The following is a 22,368-nucleotide window of genomic DNA, read 5'->3' as shown; positions in this document are numbered from 1 at the left end:
TTGCTCCTGCGGGGGGTCCGTCGGGGTGTCACACGACCACGGTGATCGGGGGCCGGCCCGTGCTCTTGCTCGAGCAGTCGAGGAATCGCTGGCCGTCGTCGGCGAGGGAGTGCGCGGATTCTACGGATGGTCCTGCCCGGAATCACAATTCCCCTGCGCTCGTCAGAGGAGGGGGCGACGCCGCCGGAGCCTTCCAGCCGCTGGCGTTCGCGGAGGCAGACGACGAGGGCCTCAGCTGCCGAGTGCTGGAGCCTGGGGAGAGCTCCCGGCGAGTCTCGAGCGCAGGTAGACATCGAGAGCCCACAGGGCGCAGGCGGCCACGACGGGCCCGATGAACAGGCCGGCGAAGCCGAAGACCTCGAGCCCGCCAAAGACCGCGAGCAACGCGATCAGCGGGTGCATGTCGTCCTGCGAGCCCTGGACCCACGGCCGAACGATGTTGTCGGAGAGGCCGATGAGGACGCCGGCCGCGCCCATCACGATGCCGCTCACCGGGTGACCGGTGGCGAACAGGTAGATCGTGGCGCCTGCCGTCACCGGCGCGGTCCCGAACACCGGGATGAAGGAAAGCACGAAGGCGAACGTGCCCCAGACGAAGGGGCCGGGCACGCCGAGAATGAACAGCATCAGGATGCACAAGGCCGACTGGACGGCTCCCGTCGCGGCTGAGCCGAGGATGGCGCCCTTGACCGTGGCGTGCACCGACGAGAACAGAGCGTCGACGTCCGGGGCCGAAAACGGAAGCAGGGCCGCCAGGCGCCGGGCCACGGCCTCGCCGTCGCGCAACGAGAAGTAGAGACCGATCACGAAGAGAAACGAGGCCAGCACCAGCTGCGGCGTGCCGGAGGCAAGCCCGCCCAGGATCTCGGCCAGCCTCTTGCCTCCCTCCTGGGCGCTCGTGACGAGAGTCTCCTTGAGCTTTTCGGGCGAAGTCTCGAGGCCCACGGACTCGAGGAGTCCGCCCAGGCGCACGAGCTGCCGGACCACCCAGTCACTGATGTCCAGAATCTTCTGGTCGAAGTCAGTCGAGAAGAAGGTTCGCACGGAGCGAAGGGCCATGAACACGACGAAGGAGAGAGGAAGGAACACGACGAGGATGGAGCCCGCCGTCACGAGCCCCGGAGCGAGGGCTGCGCGCTTACCCAGCCGCTTCTGGACCCGAGTGAACAGTGGGTACAGCAGGATGGCAAACAAGGTCGAGACGAGCGCCGGCAGCGCCACGCCGCGGACCATCCAGAAGAAGAGGAGCAACGCGCTGGCGATGACGAGGCAGGCCAGGCGACGTATCGGAGGCGGAATGGGGCTCATGGCATGCCGCCGGAGGAATCGTTCTTGTCCTCTCCTCCGAGCTTTACTCGCTGGGCATGGGCAGGTCTTTCATCCAGAGCTGCGAGCACCTGATCCGAATTCATCGACTGCTGCAACACCGCTGCCTCGGGATCGTGCCGGTTGACGACGTTCGGCAGGTCGCGCCTCAGCTCTTCCATCAGGTCGATGAGCTTGGCGGTCTTCTGCTCGGTCATCAGTGTGACTTTCAGGTCCAGGTGAGCCCGCTGTTCGGCCAGCTTGGCGAGCCGGCTCTGCCTGGAGAGAACCACCATGGCGCTCATCAACGCGCCGAGCCCGATGATGCCCTGCAGCCAGAAGAAGGGCGGCGCGTCGAATGCGGCAATGCCGACCCCGCTGAAGGCGGAATTGGCGAGAATCCAGATCGCGACGAAAGCGAGAATGAAGCCGAGGAAGGCCGGCTGCCCGATGAGGAGACTGATCCGTTCGAGGAGCCGTTGAGACCTGGTGACCCGCTGCTCCTCACGCGCGTAGAAGTCCAGAACGGCCTCGACGTTCTGGCTGGTCTGGTGGTGTTCGGGCCGGGCGGGGGTGATCCCGGGATCTGGCGCCGGTGAAGAGGTTTCGCTGGCTTGCATCGGATGCTATCGACCCTTCGATCGCAACGACGTCTTGCGAGATGCGAGCCAGGCCCGAGATCGGCGCACCAGAGTCGGGCCGACGGAAGGCCGTGCGCCTGCGCGCTCGCGGGAGAGAACTGGAGCTCGGGAGAGCGTCTCGCCGTTCGGCGGCAGGGCGGTCGGGTCGGCCGATCTGAAAACTCTGCATCTGAGCCTGAAGAGTTTTCAACACGACCTTGTCTGCCGATCAGGGCTCCTGCTCCAGAAACCGTTCCCAGTTGAGGATCAGCGTGTAGGGCGTGGGTCGTGCGTTCGGCACCGGCAGCACGAAGAGAAGGCGCTCCCCGTCCGGCGTGACGTCGAAGGTGTTGCCGTTGATGCTCAGCGTGGGGACCGGGAAGAGCCGCTCGGGCACACCGAAGCGAGGTGCCCTTCCCGAGAGGTCCACGGGGAGAGCGGTCGCGTGGGCCGTGTCGAAGGCGAGGTAGACGATCTCTCGCCCTCTTCGTGTCCAGCGGCTGTAGACGGCTGAATCCTCGGCGAGCTGCCACCGGCCGCCGGTGTCCGGGAAGCGGGCCAGGGCGGAGCGCGAGCCTTTGCCCTCGTTGGCGTCGAAGACCACCCATTGGCCGTCCGGCGAGAACTGCCCGAGGTCGCCGTTGCCGCGCGAGTCTGTGAAGCGCTCGGGTGTGCCCTCGCCGGACGCCGGCAGGGTCCAGAGTCCCGTGGCCAGCGCTCCCCCCGGCAACGAGCTGAAGAGAACCCGGCTCCCGTCCGGAGACCAGTCCAGCGGAAAGAGGACCTCGCCGCGGGTCTCCGGGCGGAAGCGCCGCTCGGCCGTCGAGCCGTCGGCCGGCTTGACCCAGAGGCCGATCCCCTGGTCGCTGACGCGAGCGAAGAGCACCTGGGTGCCGTCGGCGGACCAGATCGCGCAGTAGTCGTCGGCCTCGCCGAAGGTCAGGCGGGTCGAGGTCCGGCGCGCCAGGTCGAAGACTTCGAGGTGGCAGCGCGAGGTCGCCGGGTCGAACATCGAGACCAGCACCTGGGTGGCGTCCGGAGAGAGCTCGACGCCGTCGTGGACCGCGGCGTTGCCGAGCCGCTCCCCACGGCGTCCGGCCCGGTCCAGCCAGACCAGCTCGTTGGCGTCCTGGCCGGCACCGTGCTGGAGGGCGAGGACCCCCGCGGTGGCCGAGAAGACGCCGAGGCTGTACCGGCGGTCGAAGCGCACGTCGCGCACGAGGATCGACACCGGACCCGAGAGCGCCCTCCGGTCGGGGTCGAAGCGCTGGGCGCAGAGGTCGCCATTGCGTACGAAGAGCAGACGGCCCGAGGCGTAGGTCGCATTCGTCGCCAGCGGGAGGAGCCGGACCCGCTTCCCGGGGTCGTCGAGCGAGCCGACGAAGACTCCGTCCGATGCGCGCATCCAGGCGGAATAGCCGCGGGCTTCGAAAAGGAAGTGCCGGCCGTCGGGCAGGAACGAAGGGAATCGGTGGGTCCCTTCGGATCGTTCGCCGTCGAGGACCGCACCTTCACGGGCCTGACTTCGTGATCATCACGTCCCCGGCTTCACGTCGCGTGACGACCCCGGCCCGTGGGCGTGGCGGTGAGGCCGCGGCGATCTCTCGAGGGCGAAGCGCAACGCCCCTGATCTCCAGCTTTGGCCCCGTCACTCCGTCGCGCGGCCCCCTCGACGAGCTCCATGGCGACCAGGGCTCAGCGCCGGGCCTCGCCGATGTCGCGGACCGTGACGATGTGGGGTTGTTCAGGCCGAGGCCGCCCGCCCCTGCAGGAGCGGTCGCGTGCGCTCGGCGTCCACGGCCCCGGCGCAGCAGCTGACGCCACCGCCGCCCGAGACGCGCGCGGGCGCTGTAGACGATTTCCATACCAGCCCCCGCCGTGCGGGCGGTGATCCGTGGGTCCGAGCGGGCCTGATCAGGGTCCTGCTCCAGAAACCGTTCCCAGTTGAGGATCAGCGTGTAGGGCGTGGGTCGTGCGTTCGGCACCGGCAGCACGAAGAGAAGGCGCTCCCCGTCCGGCGTGACGTCGAAGGTGTTGCCGTTGATGCTCAGCGTGGGGACCGGGAAGAGCCGCTCGGGCACACCGAAGCGAGGTGCCCTTCCCGAGAGGTCCACGGGAGAGCGGTCGCGCGGGCCGTGTCGAAGGGAGGTAGACGATCTCTCCCCTCTGTGTCCAGCGGCTGTAGACGGCTGAATCCTCGGCGAGCTGCCACCGGCCGCCGGTGTCCGGGAAGCGGGCCAGGGCGGAGCGCGAGCCTTTGCCCCGTTGGCGTCGAAGACCACCCATTGGCCGTCCGCGAGAACTGCCTGAGGTCGCCGTGCCGCGCGAGTCTGAGCGCCTGGGTGCCTCGCCGGACGCCGGCAGGGTCCAGAGTCCCGTGGCCAGCGCTCCCCGGCAACGAGCTGAAGAGAACCCGGCTCCCGTCCGGAGACCAGTCCAGCGGAAAGAGGACCTCGCCGCGGGTCTCCGGGCGGAAGCGCCGCTCGGCCGTCGAGCCGTCGGCCGGCTTGACCCAGAGGCCGATCCTGGCGCTGACGCGAGCGAAGAGCACCCGGGTGCCGTCGGCGGACCAGATCGCGCAGTAGTCGTCGGCCTCGCCGAAGGTCAGGCGGGTCGAGGTCCGGCGCGCCAGGTCGAAGACTTCGAGGTGGGCGCGCGAGGTCGCCGGGTCGAACATCGAGACCAGCACCTGGGTGGCGTCCGGAGAGAGCTCGACGCCGTCGTGGACCGCGGCGTTGCCGAGCCGCTCCCCACGGCGTCCGGCCCGGTCCAGCCAGACCAGCTCGTTGGCGTCCTGGCCGGCACCGTGCTGGAGGGCGAGACCCCCGCGGCTGAGAAGACGCCGAGGCTGTACTGGCGGTCGAAGCACGTCGCGACGAGGATCGACACCGACCGAGCGCCTCGGTCGGGGTCGAAGCGCTGGGCGCAGAGGTCGCCATTGCGCACGAAGAGCAGCCGGCCCTGGGTGCAGGTCGCATTGGTCGCCAGCGGGAGGAGCCGGACCCGCTTTCCGGGTCGTCGAGCGAGCCGACGAAGACTCCGTCCGATGCGCGCATCCAGGCGGAATAGCCGCGGGCTTCGAAAAGGAAGTGCCGGCCGTCGGGCAGGAACGAAGGGAATCGGTGGGTCCCTTCGGATCGTTCGCCGTCGAGGACCGAGGCGGGTGCCGAAGGGCCGCCCCGGGCGGAGACCTGCAGCAGCGGGGTGTCGTACGACGGCGCGTAGACGATGGTCCCGGTCGCGCCCCAGCTGCCGCCGCGCGCATCGTTCGCCGGCGCCAGTGCCAGCGGAGCTCCCTCCGCCGAGTCGACGCGCAGCAGCTGCTCGGTGTTGAAGAACGCGAGAGAGCGGCTGTCCGGCGACCAGAACGGATACCGTGCTCCCTCCGAAGACGGGATCTCGCGGGCCTTCCCCGCCGCCAGCGACTGGACGTAGAGCCGCGTCACGCCCGCGCCGTCGCGCGCCGTGAACGCCAGCTGCGTGCCGTCCGGAGAAACCGCGACGGGGCCTGCGGCGTCGCCCACCGGCACGAGCTCGGTCCCTTCGGGCGCGGGGATCGCGGCGCGGACGAGGGGGGCCGGCCTCGGCGCGGGACGAGCGAACCACCCGGCGGCCAGGCCCATCGCGAGGGCCACGGTCGCAACGAGGGGCAGACGCCACGATCCACGACGTGGGACGACCTGCGGGCTGGATTGTTCGAGGCCCGATTCGCCGACCCGGTTCGACGCCTCCAGGAGCTCGATCCGCGCATCCGCGATGTCGTGGAGGCGGTCCTTGGGGTTGCGTTCGAGGCAGCGGCGCAGGAGCCGGCGGACCGAGGCGGGGGTGCCGGCGGGCAGCTTCGCGAGGTCGATCTCGTTCTTGAGCACGCCCGCGAGCGTGTCGGTCACGGTGTCGGCGGCGAAGAGCCGCCTGCCGGAGAGCATTTCGTGGAACACGACGCCGAACGACCAGATGTCGGCCCGCTTGTCGACGGCCTGGCCCCTGGCCTGCTCGGGCGACATGTAGGCCGCGGTGCCGAGAATGACGCCGAGCTGTGTCCCCTGCGCGGCCGTCATCGTCGGAGAGTTCATGAGGGTGGGGGAGCGCGCGAGATCGGCCGCGGACGTGCTGCCCGCGGGCGGGTCCATCGCCTTCGCGAGGCCGAAGTCGAGGACCTTGACCCTTCCGTCCGGCGTGAGCTTGACGTTGGCGGGCTTGAGGTCGCGGTGGACGATTCCCTTCTCGTGCGCGGCTTCGAGGGCCTCGGCGATCTGGCGGGCGACGGCGAGGGCTTCCTCGAGAGGGAGGGGCCCCCGCTCGAGTCGCGCGGCGAGGTCCTCGCCCTCGACGAGCTCCATGACGAGGGCGCGGACGCCGCCCGACTCCTCGAGGCCGTAGATCGATGCGATGCTCGGGTGCTGGAGCTGGGCCAGGACCTGCGCCTCGCGCTCGAAGCGCGCGAGGCGGTCGGCGTCGGCGGCGAACGCTTCGGGCAGGACCTTGATCGCGACCTCGCGCTTCAGCTTCGAGTCCGTCGCCCGGTAGACGACTCCCATCCCGCCCTCGCCGAGCGGGGCGGTGATCTCGTAGGGTCCGAGCCGGGATCCGGGGAGGAGCGTCATCGATCGCGGCGGATTCTACGGACGGTCCTCCCCGGAATCACAATTGCCGTGCGATCGCTTCCGTTTCCCGGCCGCCGAGGTGCGGACGATGGGCGGGCGCGGATGGATCAGGGAAAGCCGTAGAGGCGCCGGGCGTTGCCCTGGAGGACGTTCCGTCCGACGTCGAGGGCGCGGCTCTCGTCCCAGACGCCGTCCTCCACGAGCCCCGCCAGCGCCTCTGCGAGGCATTCCCGCAGGTGCCGGCTGAGCGCGATATGCATGACCTCGGCCCCGGCGGGAACGAGGGGGCCCCCCGGAGAATCCGTGGAGAAGAGGGTCCTTTCGGGAGAGAAGAGCAGGTAGATCCGGAGGGCTCGAACCAGCTCGGTCCGGGCGTAGAGGAAGGGCATGGCGGACAGGTCGATCCAGACGTGACTCTTGTTCGAGGACAGGTAGGCGGCGGCCTCGTGCTGCGGAGCACCCCCGTGGATCAGGACGAAGTGCGTGCCGAAATAGCGCGGATCGCACAGCACGGATTCGAGGTTGCGCACATCCGCGTCCTGAAGGCGGAGGAAGGGGCCGCCGCCGTGGCTGGTGTGGATGTGGACCGGTAGTCCCTTCTTCCCGCAGGCCAGAAAGATGTGGCGGGCCAGGTGGTCCTGGAGGGCCAGGTAGTCCGACCGGCCGAGAGCCGTTTGCCGCCCCTTCGCGTAGAGGGCCGCGGCCCGGGCCCGCGGGACGTCAGCGAAGACCAGGGTCCGCTGGTAGGCGTCGTAGAGCTTCACCGCGACTGCGCCCTGGGTTTTCCAGCGGTCGAGCTGCGCGTCGACGAAGGCGAGGTAGGCGTCGAGCGTCGCGGGCTCCCGGGAAAGTCCGGCCTGCCGCAGGAGCTTCGTCAGCGCGTCCCGGGACCGGCCGAGGTCCGCACGCGTCATCGGGTCGCGGGAGGCCAGGGACTCGGCGGGAAGCGGCAGGAGAAGAGTGGTTGCGAAGGGGACCCAGCGCAGGGTCGTGCCGTTGGTTCCCTCGGGCCATTCCTGGTTCACCAGCGCCACGGCGGTGCGGGTGAGCGCGAGGTGGTCCTTCCAGTAGGCGGCCTCTCCACCCAGGCGCTCCATCAGGACCTTCCTGGCCGCCAGCGCTTCCGTGTCCATGTCCACCCCGCGGGAGGCGGCCCAGGTGACGCCGAAGCGCTCCTTCAGTACGGACACGAAGATCGGGTTCGAGCTTCGCAGCAAGACCGGAGCGGTGGCCTGGAGCTCGGGCCGGAAGGGAGAAGGCTCGAGGAGATGGGTGTGGTTGTCGATGGCCGGGACGGCGTCGAGCGCGGCCGCGATGCGCTGGACGAGAGGGCGGGGCGCGGGCGTCTGAGCGGCCAGCCCGAAGGTCGTCGCAACGAGAGCGAGCGGCAAGATGGACCGGACTCTCACGGTTCCTCCGATGTCGTCGATGACTGCTGCCAGCAGCGTTTCACGCCTCCGTAGGCCATGACAACGAGTTTGCGCTCCCGGGCACCTGCCGCGTTAACGCGAGGGGCCTCCCGCTGAATCGGGCACGGATCCCGGCCGCGCTGCAATCTGACATCTGGTCTCAGATCCGGCTATGCTCCTGTTGCGAGCCGTGCGCGACACGAGGCGACTCGCTGGGAGGACGTCATGGCGGGAACGGCGACGATTCAGGCGGCCCCGGGCGGAATGTCCGACATCGTCCGGCGCTCGGGCCTGTCGACCCTGGGCTCCGTCGGGGGACTGACGCAGATCAAGAGCGCCGCGGCGTTCGCCGCGCCGGCGTTCAAGACTCGAAATGTCGCTGAGCGGAAGGGACCGGTGGTGGAGCACTTCGCCGAGGTCGAGAGAACGGCCGCACGGGATGCCGCGCACGATTGCTTCTACCCCGGGGCCGGCGATCACCTCAGGCCCGGCATGACGCAGCAGATCGGTGGCCGGACCGTCACGCACTACTGGCGCGTCAGCCCGCAGATGTCCGCCCTCGTTCGCCAGGGCGAGGAGGAGCACCTCGCGGATGCGGCCCGCGCCTTCGCCCTCACCTACCAGCTCGTCGCGGACGCGATCAACGCTCTCGTGGGGCGGCGGTTCGGGCCGGCGAGCACGCCGGCCGCGGCTCAAGCCATCGCCGAAGCCGAGCTGGCCCGGCGGGTTCCTGCGGCTCTCGGCGTCGATCCGGCCCGCTGGGCGAGCGTGCTGGACCGGCTACTCCTCCAGACGAAGTCGCGTGACAAGCAGGGCTGGCACGGCGTGGCGACTGGCCCGGAGGTCACGGAGGGGACGAAGATCGTCCATCCGCTGATGACCCTCCCTGGAACCCGGATCGGGACGGTCCCGTCGAGCCAGGTCGTGAATTACTGAGTAACGGCGAGGCCGTCCATCGGTTCCGGGGCACGTCCGCTCATCGGCGATCCCTCCGCGCCGGCCAGTTCACAATCAGCCTCAGCTCGTTCTTCGCCCCGAGAACGCCGGACGGGACGACCGCAAAGAGCCGGCCGTCGGGCGACATGCCCCAGTCCCGGTAGTCGCGGGTCGGCGGCGTCGACCGGAAGAGCTCGGTCGCGGCGCCGGCACGAAAGGTATCGCCCTCCGGGTTGACCGCAGCGGCGAGGAACCGGCCGTCGAGCGCGGCATAGACGATCTCCCGCCCGTCCCCGCGCCATTCCGGGTAGCGTCCCCCGTCGGTCGAGACGGGCCAGGAGCGGCCCGGCCCGGGGAAGGGCGTGACGTAGACCTCCGGCCGGCCGGTCTCGTCGGAATCGAACGCGAGCCACCGGCCGTCCGGGGAGAGGACGCCGTGCGCGTCGTTGAACGCGCCCTCGCGGAGCAGCCTCACCTGCCGCGACTCGAGGTCGAGGGCGAGGATGGACGTCCGTTCGTCCACTTCGGAGTCGAAGATGAGGACCCTGCCGTCGCGCGAGATGCTCGTCGGTTTCTGAAGCCCGGGCATCGCGTGGACGAGCTCCGCCTTCCCGGCTCCGTCGACGGTCTTGCCGTAGATGTCGGGAGGACCGTTCGCGTTCGAGCCGTAGAAGAGCGTCTTCCCGTCGGGCGACCAGGTTCCCTCGACGTCCTCGGTCGGCTCCAGAGTGAACCGGAGCGCGGCGGCGCCCTTCGTGTCGAGGAGCCAGAGGTCGATGTTCCCAACGCCCGCGCCCGGCGTCCCCGAGGTCGCGATCCAGCGGCCGTCGGGGGAGAACGTCGGCGCGCGGTAGTTCCCCGGTTCGCCGAGGGAGCGCAGGGGCATGCCCTTGCGGTCGCGAATCTCGACCGGCACGGGCGACTGCGGCTCGCCCGAGTGGAAGACGAGGCGCCCCGTCGCCGAAGCGGAAAAGGCGGAGAAGGAGGCGCCCGCGAGCACGAGGACCTCGTCGGCGACGGGGCGCGCCAGACCGGTGAGCTCTCCCTTTCCGGGGTCGAAGGCCTGCGCCATGAGCACCGATTCGCGCGCGAAGAGAAGGTGACCGGACGCGTACTCGGCCTGGGTCTCCGACCTCATGACGAGCCGCGGCGGCGCGCCGTCGACCGATCCGAGGAGGACCTCGCTCTCACCGTTTCTTGGAGAACGCGCGAGGTAGAGAAAGTGGCGCCCGTCCGGCAGGAAGCGGGGATGCCGGTGGGAGTTGTGACGCTCTCCGAGGCGCGTGAGGGGCGCTGGCTCTCCCCCCGAAGCGGAGACGCTCCAGAGCGTCGAGCCCGAGGATGGAGCCAGGACGATGACGTCGTCGTTCCCCCAGCTCCCGCCCTTGCCGTTGAGGGCACGGCAGATCGTCAGCGCGGATCCTCCCTCGACCGGCACCTTCTTGAGCTTCCCGTCGACGCGCGAGAAGAAGGCGACCCAGCGCCCGTCCGGCGACCAGAACGGGAACTGCGCCCCTTCCGATCCGGAGAACTCGGTGACCCGGCCGTCCGCGATCGTCCGGACGTAGAGCAGCGTGGCCGCGTCGCGGGCCTGGGCGGCGAAAGCGATACGCGAGCCGTCAGGCGAAAGCGCGACGGGGCCGGGACCGCGGACCCTCAGGTCGAAGGCGGTGCCCGGCGGAGGAAGGAGCTCGGCGGCGACGACGTCCGCGGCGGGACGAGGGCGAACGGAGATCAGGAGCGCTGCCGCGAGGGCCGCGGCGACCGCCCAGGGAAGCGCCACCTGCAGGTGGCGGCGCGGACGAGGAGGCGTCGCGACGGCGAGCTCGTCGCGGAGCGGGGCTTCCCGAAGGAGGTGCCCAGCCTCGCCGATCCAGGAGAGGCGTTCCCGCGGGTCGCGCGTGAGGCAGCGGCGGAGGAGTTTCGCGACGGCAGGAGGCGTCGACGGCGGGAGGAGACCGAAGTCGACCTCGCGCGTCAGGACGGCCGCGAGGACGTCGCTGACCGTCTCGCCGTCGAAGAGACGCCTTCCGGTCAGCATCTCGAAGAGGACGACGCCGAAGGCCCAGATGTCCGCCCGGCGGTCGACCGGCCTGCCGCGCGCCTGCTCGGGCGCCATGTAGGCCGCCGTGCCGAGGAGGATTCCCGCCTGCGTCGCGTGGGCCGTGAGGGTGGGGGAGTTCTGGACCTGGGCGGCCGAGGCGCCGACCGTGTCCATCGCGCGGGCCAGGCCGAAGTCGAGGACCTTGACCTTGCCCTCGGGCGTGAGCTTGACGTTGGCGGGCTTGAGGTCGCGGTGGACGATTCCCTTCTCGTGGGCGGCTTCGAGAGCCTCGGCGATCTGCCGGGCGACGGCGAGGGTCTCGTCGAGGGGCAAGGACCCTCGCTCGAGCCGCTCGGCGAGGTCTTCGCCCGGGGCGAGCTCCATGACGAGGGCGCGGACGCCGCTCAACTCCTCGAGGCCGTAGATCGATGCGATGTTGGGGTGCTGGAGCTGGGCCAGGACCTGCGCCTCGCGCTCGAAGCGTGCGAGGCGGTCCGCGTCCGCGGCGAACGCTTCGGGGAGGACCTTGATGGCCACCTCGCGCTTCAGCCTCGGGTCGGTGGCGCGGTAGACCTCGCCCATGCCCCCTTCGCCGAGCTTGCCGGTGATTTCGTACGTCCCCAGCCTCGTTCCGAATCCGGTCGCCATCTCAGCGCCCGCCCGTCGCCGGTGCCTCGCCGCTCGCGCCCGCGACCGGAGACCAACCCGTCACGATTGAGAGCGGCGCCTCGAAGCCCGAGACCTCCGGCACGATCGCGAGAAACCGTTGCCCGTCGGCCGTGACGTCGAAGCCGGTCCACCGCCGGGGCCCCTGCACGTCGAACAGGGTCGTGGGCTCTCCGATCTGAAGCGACGGAGCGGTCTTCACGGGGACGGCGACCATCTTCCGGTCGGCCGAGACGTAGAGGATCTCGCCGCTCGCGCGGGACCAGCGCATGAGCGAGGCGCCGTCGGAACTGACCCGGACTTTCCGTCCCGAGGGCGGGAACGCCGTCACGTAGACCTCGGGGCGCCCGGTCTCGTCCGAGACGAGCGCCACGAACCTGCCGTCGGGAGAGAAGCGGATCTCGGATTGCCGGAAGGTGGACGGCAGGAGGGCGCTCCGCCGGCCCGTTCCGTCGAGCGCGACCGTCCAGGCCTCGAACCTTCCGGAACGGGTCGGGGAGCGCTCGAGGAACGCGAGCGTGCGGCCGTCGGGGGAGACGGCCTGAGCCTGCTGGAAGCCGGATTGCGGGGTCACATCCTCGTCGCGGCCGGTCTCGAGGTCCCGCCGGACGAGCTGCGGACTGCGGCCCCGGTTCGCGGAGTAAAAGATGCCCTGGCCGTCCGGCGTCCAGGCGCCGGCGATCTCGGTTTCCGGAGCCGAAGTCACCCGCTCCTCGCCTCCGCGCGCGAGGTCGAGGATCCAGACGTCCCAGGTCCCGACCCCCGGCCGGGTCCGGTCGAACAGGAGGCGTCCGCCGTCGGGCGAGAGGACCATCCTCATGTTCCGGCCCGGTGAGACGACGGACGAGCCAGGTCGGCCCTGGCGGTCGAGCCAGACGAAGCGGTCGCTGCTCTCGCCGAAGTGGGTGGCGATCGTGCCGTCGCGGGAGGCGGAGAATCCGGCGGACCCCGTGGAGAGGAAGTAGTCGACGTTCGGCGCGACCGGGACGGGCTCGCCGGTCAGGCGTGCGGTGTCCGGGTCGAATCGCTGGGCGAGGAGAGTCCCTTCCCGCACGAAGAGAAGGAAGCCCGACTCGAGGAGCTGGGCGTCGGAGGCGATGGGGCCGATCTCCCTTGGAGGCCGGCCCGGATCGAACAGCATCAGGACCTTGGAGCCGTCGGGCCGATGTACCAGATAGGTGAACCGGACCCCGTCGGCAAGGAAGGACGGCCAGGCGAAGCTCGCCTCCTTCTTCGCCGGATCGGCACGCAGGATGGGCCTGGCGGATCCCCCGCCGGTCGAGGCCGCGTAGATCGTGTCCCCCTGAAGCGCCGAGAAGACGATCTGTCCGCCGGCGCCCCACGACCCGGCGTGGGTGGCGTCGCGCACGTCGCAGACCGGTACCGCCGCCTCGCCGCTCGCCGGGTCGAGGCGTTTCAGCTTGCCGCCCACGAAGAAGCCGAGGGAACGGCTGTCGGGCGACCAGAAGATCGAGTTGACGCCCTCGGTTCCGGCCAGAGGGCGGGGCTCGAGGGCCGCGAGCGGCCGCAGGAAGACCCGGGGGGAGCCGTCGGCGCCCGCGGCGATGAACGCGAGCGCCCGGCCGTCGGGAGAGAGAGCGAACGCACGCCCTTCGAAGCTCCCGGGAAAGATCGTGCCCGCCGGTGGCGGCACCGAGAAGCGGACGACCGTGTTGCCGCGCGGGACCGAGCGGCCACGGAGCCCGTGGACGCCCAGTGCGGTCGCGGCGAGAACGGCGAGAGCAGCGACGGCCCAGGGAAGGAAGCGGACCCGTCCGGGAGCCACGGTCGGGGGCGCGACGGCCGGGCCTTCCTGAATCGCCCCGAGCTGAAGGCCGACGTCGTGGGCCGACTGCCACCGGGCTTCCGGTTCCCGGGCGAGGCAGACGCGCACCAGGCGGTCGAGCGCCATCGGGCATCCCGGCGACAGGGAAGAGACCGCAGGAGGGTCGGTCGAGAGGATCGCCGCGATCACGGTGGCCTTCGTCGTTCCCGGAAAGGCCCTTCGCCCCGTGGCCATCTCGTAGAGGACGCAGCCGAGCGCGAAAAGGTCGACCCGGGCGTCGACGGGGCGGCCCTCGAGCTGCTCGGGGGCCATGTAGCTGATCGTCCCGAGGATCGCACCGGCCTCGGTCAGGGGTTCTTCCGCCTGCCGCGTCTCGACCAGGGAGGAGGCCGGGGCCTCGAGCCTCTCCCTCAGCTTCGCGAGGCCGAAGTCGAGGAGCTTGGCGCCGGACTTCGTCAGCATGACGTTGGCCGGCTTCAGGTCGCGGTGGACCATTCCGGCCCCGTGCGCCGCGTCCAGCGCCACGCAGATCTCCTGCCCGACGCGGAGGACCTGGTCGAGAGGGAGCGGCCCACGGGAGAGCCTCTCGGCCAGGGACTCGCCGTCGAGGAGCTCCATCACGAGGTACTCGGTCCCCTCGTGCGAGCCGACGTCGTGGATGGCGCAGATCCTGGGGTGGGAAAGCGTGGCCGCAGCGCGCGCTTCGCGTTCGAAGCGCTGTCGCATCTCCGGGTCGCCCGCAAACCGCGCCGGGAGGACCTTGATGGCGACCTCGCGCTTGAGCCTCGTGTCCGTCGCGCGATACACCTCGCCCATCCCCCCTGCGCCGAGGAGGGAGACGATCTCGTACGGCCCGAGCCGGCTCCCGATCACCGGCGCTTCTCCCCGCCCAGCTCCGCCAGCCAGTCGGTCACGACGACGAGCGTCTGGCTTCCCTCGCTCTCGGGCACCAGGACGACGACGCGGCTGCCGTCGGCGGTCACGTCGAAGATCGCCTGGTCGGTTCCGGTTCCCCAGTTGGGCCGCGGCTGCGGGAAGAGAGTCACCGGGGAGCCGAACGAAATCGTCGATCCGGTCGTGACGGGGACGGCGGCGACGGAGTTGCTGGTCGTCAGGTAGAAGAGCTCCCGGCCTCCCCTGGTCCAGACGGGATGCCGCGCCCCCTCCGTCGTCACCTGGTACCGGGTCTTCCCGTCGGGGAGCGAGACGACGTAGATCTCCTGCCTTCCCGACTCGTTCGAAGCGAAGGCGAGCCAGCGGCCGTCCGGGGAGATCCTCGGGTCGGTCTCGCTCGCGGGCGAGCTGATCACGGGGAAAGGGGCCTCTTCGGGGACGCCGGGCCGGAGGATCCAGACGTCGAAGCCCGTCTCCTTCTCGACCGACTCGAACACGAGAAAGTCGCCGATCCAGCTGCGGGCGATCTTCCACGCGGTGGGCGAGGCGTGAAGGGCGCGTTCGGCGCCGCCCCCGGTCGACGGGCGTTCCCAGACGTCGTAGACGCCGGAGCGGTTCGTCTGGAAGGCGAGGCGGGAACCGTCGGGGGACCAGACGGGGAAGCGCTCGACCCCCGCGGCGAACGTGAGCCGGCTCGCCTGCTCGGTCGCGAGGTCGACGACCCAGAGGTCCGACTGCGAGTCCTTCGGGCCGTCCGAGTAGATCGCGAGGCGGCGGCCGTCGGGAGAGAGGGCGGGGGAGGCGAAGTTCTCCCGCGGGAGCGGGATCTCGCCGACGAGCCGTCCCCGGCGGTCGAGCCAGGCGACCTTTGTCCCCGCCATCCCGACGGTCGGCACGAGGAGCGCCCCCGAGTCGGAGACGGAGGCGACGCGGTCCTGCGTGTTGACGTAGGAGGGCGTGGCCTCCTCGAGCCGGATCGGCTCGCCGTGGAGCTCGCCCGTCTTCGGGTCGAACGCCTGGGCGACGAGGCGTTCGTCCGTCGCGTGGATCAGGTACCCGGGCGCGGCGTAGACCGGCGCGCGGCGCGTCCGGAGGAGGAGGCGCCTGTCGCCCCCATCGAGCGACGCGAGGTAGACGCGCCCCTGGTCACTGTCGGCGCCGGGATCGGCGATGTAGAGGAACTTCCTGCCGTCAGGGAGGAAGGAGGGGAAGCGGTGGGAGATTTCCTCCTCCGCGTTCTCGATCCGGGTCGCCGGCTTCGGCGAGCCTCCGCCTTCCGAAACCGCGGAGAGCCCGCCGGTGACGGCGGGCGCGAAGACGATGGTCCCGGCGCGTCCCCAGCTCCCGCCACGGCCCTCGAGGGCGTCGCAGATCACCTCGACCCGCCCGTCGCCGATCGAGACCTTGCGCAGCTTGCCCTTGGCGAAGAAGCCGATCCTCCGGCTGTCGGGCGCCCAGAAGGGGTACGTGGCGCCCTCGGTGCCGGCGAGGTAGCGCGCGCGGACCTGGTCGAGCTCCTGGAGCCAGAGGCCCTGCCCCCCCTCGCTGGCGCTGCCGACGAAGATGACCCGCCGTCCGTCGGGGGAGATCGCCGAGTTCCCCGCGCCGGCCACGATCGACGCGCCGGAGGCCGTCGAGATCGCGAACCGGAGGAGGGGCGGGCGAAGGACGGGCGCGAAGGCGCGGAACGCGAGCGCGGCGGCGGCGATGGCGAGAAGGGCGGCGATCGCCCAGCCGAGACGGGCCGCGCGCGAGGATCGCGCCGCGGCCGGCGGCGCGGCAGGGCCCGCTTCGACCTCGAGCGGCGCTTCGAGGACGACCCGGGCCTCGCCGATGTCGCGCAGCCGGCGGCGCGAGTCCCTCTCGAGGCAGCGGGCGAGAAGGCGCCGGATCGGCGGCGGCGTTTCGGCCGAAAGGCCGCGGTAGTCGATCTCGGTCTTGAGCACTCCGGCGAGCGTGTCGGTCACGGTGGCGGCCGCGAAGAGCGGACGGCCCGTGAGCATCTCGTGGAGGACGACGCCGAACGCCCAGACGTCGGCGCGCTTGTCGACCGCGCCGCCGCGCGCCTGCTCGGGCGACATGTAGGCCGCCGTGCCGAGGATCACGCCGAGCTGGGTCCCCTGCACGGCGGTCATCGTCGGCGAGTTCATGAGCGTCGGCGAGCGGGCGAGGTCGGCCGCGGAGGCGCTGCCCGCGGCCGGGTCCATCGCCTTGGCGAGGCCGAAGTCCAGGACCTTGACCTTCCCCTCGGGCGTGAGCTTTACGTTTGCGGGCTTGAGGTCGCGGTGGACGATGCCCTTCTCGTGCGCGGTTTCGAGAGCGTCGGCAATCTGGCGGGCGACGGCCAAGGCCTCGTCGAGAGGGAGCGGTCCGCGCTTCAGCCGCTCGGCGAGGTCTTCGCCTTCGACGAGCTCCATGACGAGGGCGCGGACGCCGCTCGACTCCTCGAGGCCGTAGATCGAGGCGATGTTGGGGTGCTGGAGCTGGGCCAGGACCTGCGCCTCGCGCTCGAAGCGGGCGAGGCGGTCCGCGTCCGCGGCGAACGCTTCGGGGAGGACCTTGATCGCGACCTGGCGCTTCAGCTTCGAATCGGTCGCCCGGTAGACGACGCCCATCCCACCCTCGCCGAGCGGGGCGTTGATCTCGTACGGTCCGAGATGGGAGCCGGGCGAGAGGCTCATCGCCCAAGCGCCTCCGTCCAGTTCTGGACGAGCGTCACGGGCGCCGCCTCCTGGACGATCGCGCGGTTCACGAGAACGAGCGAGCCGTCACCCGAGACGTCGTACTGGTAGCCCGCGTTCTGCCGGATCCCGAGGTCCAGGAAGGGTCGAGGGACCGACGCCGAGAACGTCGGCCCGAGCTCGACGTCGACGGCCAGGAGCTTGTTGTCGGGCGTCTGAAAGACGAGCTCCTTCTCACCGCGGCTCCAGCGGGCTCTCGTACCTCCGTCCGAGGAGATCTGCCACTTCCCGCCCTCGCCGTCGAGGCGCTGCACGTAGACCTCGAACTTCCCGGAGTCGTTCGCCTGGTACGCCATCCACTTCCCGTCGCGCGTCAGCAACGGGTTGCCCTCCGAGAACGGCGTCTGGAGGAGGAGGGTCGCCTTCTTGTCGGCGAGGTTCAGGAGCTGGATGTCCCAGACGGTCTTCGTCGAGACCGCGCGGGTCATCAGAGCAGCCCTCGTCCCGTCGCCGGTCAGGCTCCTCAGCAGGGTCATCTCCGCATCGGCGAAAACGAGCTCGTCGGCTCCGATACCGGAGCTCAGCTTCCGGAAGACGTCGCCCCCTCCCTGCCGCCGAGAGAAGAAGTAGACGTAACGATCGTCCGGGGACCACACGGGGGAGTTGTCCTCCTCGGGGTCGAACGTCAGGCGCGTCGAGGTGCCCCGCTCCCGGTCGAGGAGCCAGATGTCGGACTTCTGGGTCGTCGCGTCGGGCACCGCCACGGCAACCCGTCGGCCGTCGTGAGACAGCGCGAGGTCCCGGTAGTCGGCCGGCTTCCCGACCTTGCCGAGCTCGCGGCCGTCGCGACCGAGGAGGACCAGGTGGGAGACGTCCCCGCCGGACCGCGACTGGAAGGCGAGGAGGCCGGTGTCGGAGAGGCTGAACATCGTCTCCCAGCGAATCGTGCGCGCGAGTCCCTCCGCGACGGGGACCGCCTCGCCCTCGATCTTCATCGAGGTCGCGTCGAACACCTGAGCGACGAGCGTCCGGTCCCGGAGGAAGAGGAGGTGCCCGGTCTTCGAGTAGCGGGCGGACGAGTTGGTCGCAAGCAGGCGCGTCCGCTCCTTCGACGCCAGCGACCCGGCCCAGAGGGCGAAGCCTGAGGCCGGGTCGTCTGGCTTCTCGACCGCTTCGACCAGGAAGAGGAAGCGGTCTCCGTCGGGCAGGATCTCCGGGAACCGGTGGGACGTCTCGCCGCCCGTCGTGTCGAGCGTCGTGACCGCTGCGGCGGTCCCGCCCGCCGCCGGCACGCGGAAGATCGGATCGGTCGCGGTGGGGGTGAAGAGGATCGTCCCGTCGCGGGTCCACGCGCCTCCGCGGCCGGATGCCGCCGGGCAGAGCACCTGGGACGGGCCGCCGTTCGCGTCGATCTTCCGGAGCTTCCCGACGGAGAAGAAGCCGAGGAAACGGCTGTCCGGCGACCAGAAGGGAAACGTCGCGTTCTCGGTCCCCGCGAGCGGCTGGGCCGAGAGGGCGTCGAGCGACCGGACCCAGAGCATTCTCTTCCCGTCGTCCGTCCGGGCGACGAACGCGATCCGGCGTCCGTCGGGCGAGAGGGCCATCGCGCCCGACTCGTGGTCGAAGCTCGCCTTCTCCGGCGGGAGGAGCGACGAGCGGACGACGCGCGGGGATTCCTCCGTGGCCCTCGCGAAACCGAGCGTCGCGACGAGAGCGACGAGGGCGGCTGCCAGAAGGCCCCAGGCGACGACCTCGCGCCGTCTCCCTCGTGCCGGAATCGCCGGGGCGACGCGCGCCTCCCCGGCGTCGCCGGCTTCGATCGTGGCAAGCGCGAGCCGCGCCTCGCCGACGTCGCGAAGGCGGCTCTTCGGATTGCGCTCGAGGCAGCGGCGGAGAAGGAGCTGAAGCGCCGGAGGTGTCGCGGGCGGCAGCTTCGCGAGGTCGATCTCGCTCTTGAGAACGCCGGCGAGCGTGTCGCTGACCGTGTCGGCCGCGAAGAGCTGACGGCCGGTCAGCATCTCGTGGAGGACGACGCCGAACGCCCAGATGTCGGCGCGCTTGTCGACCGTGCCGCCCCGCGCCTGCTCGGGGCTCATGTAGGCCGCGGTGCCGAGGATGACGCCGAGCTGCGTTCCGTGGGCGGCCGTCATCGTCGGCGAGTTCATGAGCGTGGGCGAGCGGGCGAGGTCGACCGCGGAGGCGGACCCCGGCGGCGCGTCCATCGCCTTGGCGAGGCCGAAGTCGAGGACCTTGACCTTGCCGTCCGGCGTGAGCTTGACGTTGCCGGGCTTCAGGTCGCGGTGGACGATCCCCTTCTCGTGCGCCTCCTCGAGCGCCTCGGCGATCTGCCGGGCGATGGCGAGAGCCTCTTCGAGAGGGAGGGCCCCGCGCTTCAGCCGCTCGGAAAGGTCTTCGCCCTCGACGAGCTCCAGGACGAGGGCGCGGACGCCGCCGGACTCCTCGAGGCCGTAGATCGAGGCGATGTTGGGGTGCTGGAGCTGGGCGAGGAGCTGCGCTTCGCGCTCGAAGCGCGCGAGGCGTTCGGCGTCGGCGGCGAACGCCTCGGGCAGGACCTTGATCGCGACCTCGCGCTTCAGCTTGCTGTCGGTCGCCCGGTAGACGACGCCCATCCCGCCCTCGCCGAGCGGGCCGGTGATCTCGTAGCTTCCGAGCCGGGTTCCAGGCGAAAGGCTCATCGGGTGCTCCCCCTGCTTTTCAGCCCCGAGAACCAGTCGAGCACCAGCTCGATGCGCCGGATGGCCGGTTCCGGGTTGACCGGCTGGATGCGCAGGAAGCGGGCGCCGTCCCTCGTGATGCTGAAGCTCGTGTTCCCGTTGATCGTCCGGAAGAACCGGCCCTCGTGGACGACCCGCGGGAGGCTCGCGGAGAACGTCGCTCCGGGCGTCACGGTGACGCCCATCAGCCGGGTGCCGCTCTGGAAGAAGAGCTCGCGGCCGTCCCGCGACCAGAGAGGCTCCGTGCCGCCCTCGGTCGAGACGAGGCGTCGCTCGCCGGCTCCCGAGAGGGGTGCGACGAAGACCTCCTGGCGCGACGAGACGATCGCCTCGTAGGCGACCCACCGGCCGTCGGGCGAGATCTGGGCGTCTCGGCCCGTGGCCGGCAGGGGGAAGAGGCGGCGCGGCGTGCGGTCGCCCTCGAGCGGCAGCACCCAGGCCCCGACGCCTCCCGCCTCCGCCGGTCCGTTCTGGTCGAACAGGAGGACGCGGCCGTCCGACGAGATCGACGAGGGCGTCTGGATCACGCCGGCCTTCGAGGTGAGGCGTTCCTCGTCGCCCGAGCCGTCGACCGGGATCCGGTAGAGGTTGCGCGTTCCCTGGCGCGTCCCCCGGTAGATCACGTGCGTGCCGTCGGGCGTCCAGAGCGGCGCCTGGCTGCTCGCGGTGGCCGGGCCGAGCGGCGTCAGCGTGCCGCGGGCGAAGTCGTAGATCCAGAGCCGGGTGGTGCCCTCCCGGATCTGCACCACGGCCCGGCCCCCGTCGGGCGAGATCGCCACGTTCTCGTAGGCGCGCTCGGGAAGGGGCAGGGGAGCGAGCGCGTTCGCCCGATCGACCCAGACCAGGCGCATGGCGGAGATCCGCCCGCCACCGAGGTACGCGAGCGTTCCGTCGTCGGAGACGGCGTAGTTCCCGCAGCCCTCGTTCCCGATGCCGTCGTTGGGCTGCTCGGCGGCCGCCACCGGCACTGCACCGCCGAGGTCCTGCTGCGACGGCCGCCACGGCACCGTGAACAGCTGGCCGCGATGCGTGTAGAGGAGCAGCCCGGGACCCGCGGCGTACCGCGGGGCGTCGCCGCCCTTGACGAGCAGGTGGTGCTCCTTCTTCCCCAGCGTCTGCACCGCCACGTGGTGCTCGTCGTCGCCGGGTCCGGTCCACACCGAGTAGAGGAGAGTGTCGGTCCCCGCGACGCGGTGCGGCCAGCGATGGCTGATCTCGCCGGCAGCCGCGTTCACGTGCGTGACCTCGGTGGCGGTGCCGCCTCCCTCGGGCACGCGCCAGATGCCGCTGATGTTGGCCGGCGCGAAGTAGAGGTACCCGTCGCCCCCCCAGTCGCCGCCCCGGTGGCTCGGCGCCTCGGCGAGCTCCTGAAGCGCCGCACCGCCCACCGCGATCTTGCGGAGCTTCGATCCCGCGAAGAAGCCGATCCACCGCCCGTCGGGGGAGAAGAACGGCCCGTCGCCGCCCTCGGTGCCCTCGAGCGCCGTCGCCTCGAGCGCGTCCAGCGCGCGGACGAAGATCCGGTTCCTGCCGTCCCTGAGGCCGACGTAGGCGACGCGAGCCCCGTCGCGGGAGATCGCGATCGGGTTGAGCTGGCTCGAGCCCAGCTCGTGCCCCTCGGGAAGCGCGATGCTGACGCGAGCGCTCCGTGCAGCCGTCGCGGCACCGGGAGACACGAGTCCGCGCGTCAGGCCGAACGTGACGATCGCGGCGGCGGCCGCGGCGGCGAGGACGACCGGCCACCGGCCACGCGCCACCGGAGGGTCCGCGGCGCGCACCGGCGGCGGGGCGTCCGCACTCGGCGCGCTCGCCTGGACGAGGGCGATCCGCGCCTCGCCGACGTCGCGCATGCGGTTCTTCGGATCGCGCTCGAGGCAGCGGCGCAAGAGGGCGCGGACGCTCGCGGGCGTTTCGGGCGGCAGCGCGTCCCAGGCGATCGGCTCCCGGACGACGGAAGCGAGGACGTCGGTGACCGTCTCGCCCCGGAAGAGGCCCTTCCCGGTGAGCATCTCCGAGAGCACGACCCCGAAAGACCAGATGTCGGCCCGCTTGTCGACGGTCTGCCCCCGGGCCTGCTCGGGCGCCATGTAGGCCGCGGTGCCGAGAATGACGCCGAGCTGCGTGCCGCGGGCGGCGGTCATCGTCGGGGAGTTCATCATCGTGGGGGAGCGCCCGAGGTCGGCGGCGGACGCGCTTCCCGCGGCGGGGTCCATCGCCTTGGCGAGGCCGAAGTCGAGGACCTTGACCTTGCCCTCCGGCGTGAGCTTGACGTTGGCGGGCTTGAGGTCGCGGTGGACGATCCCCTTCTCGTGCGCCTCCTCGAGGGCCTCGGCGATCTGGCGCGCGACGGCGAGGGCCTCGTCGAGAGGGAGCGGCCCGCGCTTCAGCCGCTCGGAGAGGTCCTCACCGGGCACGAGCTCCATGACGAGGGCGCGCACGCCGTTCGACTCCTCGAGGCCGTAGATCGAGGCGATGTTGGGGTGCTGCAGCTGGGCGAGGACCTGCGCCTCGCGCTCGAAACGCGCGAGGCGGTCCGCGTCCGCCGCGAGCGCCTCCGGGAGGACCTTGATCGCGACCTCGCGCTTCAGCTTCGAGTCGGTCGCCCGGTAGACGACTCCCATGCCGCCCTCGCCGAGGGGGGCGGTGATTTCGTACGAGCCGAGGCGAGAACCAGGAGAAAGTCCCATG

Annotated in this window: 11 protein-coding genes; 1 reads left to right on the top strand and 10 read right to left on the bottom strand. The window is 71.0% G+C overall.

Features of this window, described 5'->3' with window-relative positions; translation table 11 throughout:
* Positions 1-231: 231 nt before the first annotated feature.
* The 5 genes from IPN03_23660 to IPN03_23640 form a co-directional block, all read right to left on the bottom strand.
* Positions 232-1,251 (bottom strand): AI-2E family transporter, encoded by a 1,020-nt coding sequence (locus IPN03_23660; protein ID MBK9376630.1) that lies wholly within the window; start codon positions 1,249-1,251, stop codon positions 232-234.
* 53 nt (positions 1,252-1,304) lie between these two features.
* The gene (locus IPN03_23655) at positions 1,305-1,925 is read right to left on the bottom strand and encodes a DUF1003 domain-containing protein (GenBank protein ID MBK9376629.1); all 621 of its coding nucleotides are present in this window, start codon (positions 1,923-1,925) and stop codon (positions 1,305-1,307) included.
* A 229-nt stretch (positions 1,926-2,154) separates the two neighbouring features.
* Positions 2,155-3,330 (bottom strand): PD40 domain-containing protein, encoded by a 1,176-nt coding sequence (locus tag IPN03_23650; GenBank protein MBK9376628.1) that lies wholly within the window; start codon positions 3,328-3,330, stop codon positions 2,155-2,157.
* Between the two features lie 106 nt (positions 3,331-3,436).
* Positions 3,437-6,529: a protein kinase gene (locus tag IPN03_23645; protein ID MBK9376627.1), complete on the bottom strand. Its 3,093-nt coding sequence runs from the start codon at positions 6,527-6,529 to the stop codon at positions 3,437-3,439.
* A gap of 107 nt (positions 6,530-6,636) precedes the next feature.
* On the bottom strand, positions 6,637-7,938 hold the full coding sequence (locus IPN03_23640; GenBank protein MBK9376626.1) for an amidohydrolase family protein: 1,302 nt from the start codon (positions 7,936-7,938) through the stop codon (positions 6,637-6,639).
* A gap of 225 nt (positions 7,939-8,163) precedes the next feature.
* Here IPN03_23640 and IPN03_23635 point away from each other — a divergent pair, with 225 nt between their 5' ends.
* Positions 8,164-8,874, top strand: coding sequence for a hypothetical protein (locus IPN03_23635; GenBank protein ID MBK9376625.1), 711 nt, complete (start codon positions 8,164-8,166; stop codon positions 8,872-8,874).
* Between the two features lie 40 nt (positions 8,875-8,914).
* Here IPN03_23635 and IPN03_23630 read toward each other — a convergent pair whose 3' ends face one another.
* The 5 genes from IPN03_23630 to IPN03_23610 are packed head-to-tail and all read right to left on the bottom strand — an operon-like array spanning position 8,915 to position 22,367.
* Positions 8,915-11,566, bottom strand: coding sequence for a protein kinase (locus IPN03_23630; protein ID MBK9376624.1), 2,652 nt, complete (start codon positions 11,564-11,566; stop codon positions 8,915-8,917).
* 1 nt (position 11,567) lies between these two features.
* Positions 11,568-14,243: a protein kinase gene (locus tag IPN03_23625; protein ID MBK9376623.1), complete on the bottom strand. Its 2,676-nt coding sequence runs from the start codon at positions 14,241-14,243 to the stop codon at positions 11,568-11,570.
* The gene (locus IPN03_23620) at positions 14,240-16,945 is read right to left on the bottom strand and encodes a protein kinase (GenBank protein MBK9376622.1); all 2,706 of its coding nucleotides are present in this window, start codon (positions 16,943-16,945) and stop codon (positions 14,240-14,242) included. Before IPN03_23620 ends, IPN03_23625 begins: the two co-directional genes overlap by 4 nt.
* The gene (locus tag IPN03_23615) at positions 16,942-19,641 is read right to left on the bottom strand and encodes a serine/threonine-protein kinase (GenBank protein ID MBK9376621.1); all 2,700 of its coding nucleotides are present in this window, start codon (positions 19,639-19,641) and stop codon (positions 16,942-16,944) included. Before IPN03_23615 ends, IPN03_23620 begins: the two co-directional genes overlap by 4 nt.
* Positions 19,638-22,367: a protein kinase gene (locus IPN03_23610; protein ID MBK9376620.1), complete on the bottom strand. Its 2,730-nt coding sequence runs from the start codon at positions 22,365-22,367 to the stop codon at positions 19,638-19,640. Before IPN03_23610 ends, IPN03_23615 begins: the two co-directional genes overlap by 4 nt.
* Position 22,368: the final 1 nt, after the last annotated feature.

This window comes from Holophagales bacterium, from assembly GCA_016719485.1.
Classification (GTDB): domain Bacteria; phylum Acidobacteriota; class Thermoanaerobaculia; order UBA5066; family UBA5066; genus UBA5066.
This window is presented reverse-complemented; position numbering and strand designations above follow the sequence as displayed.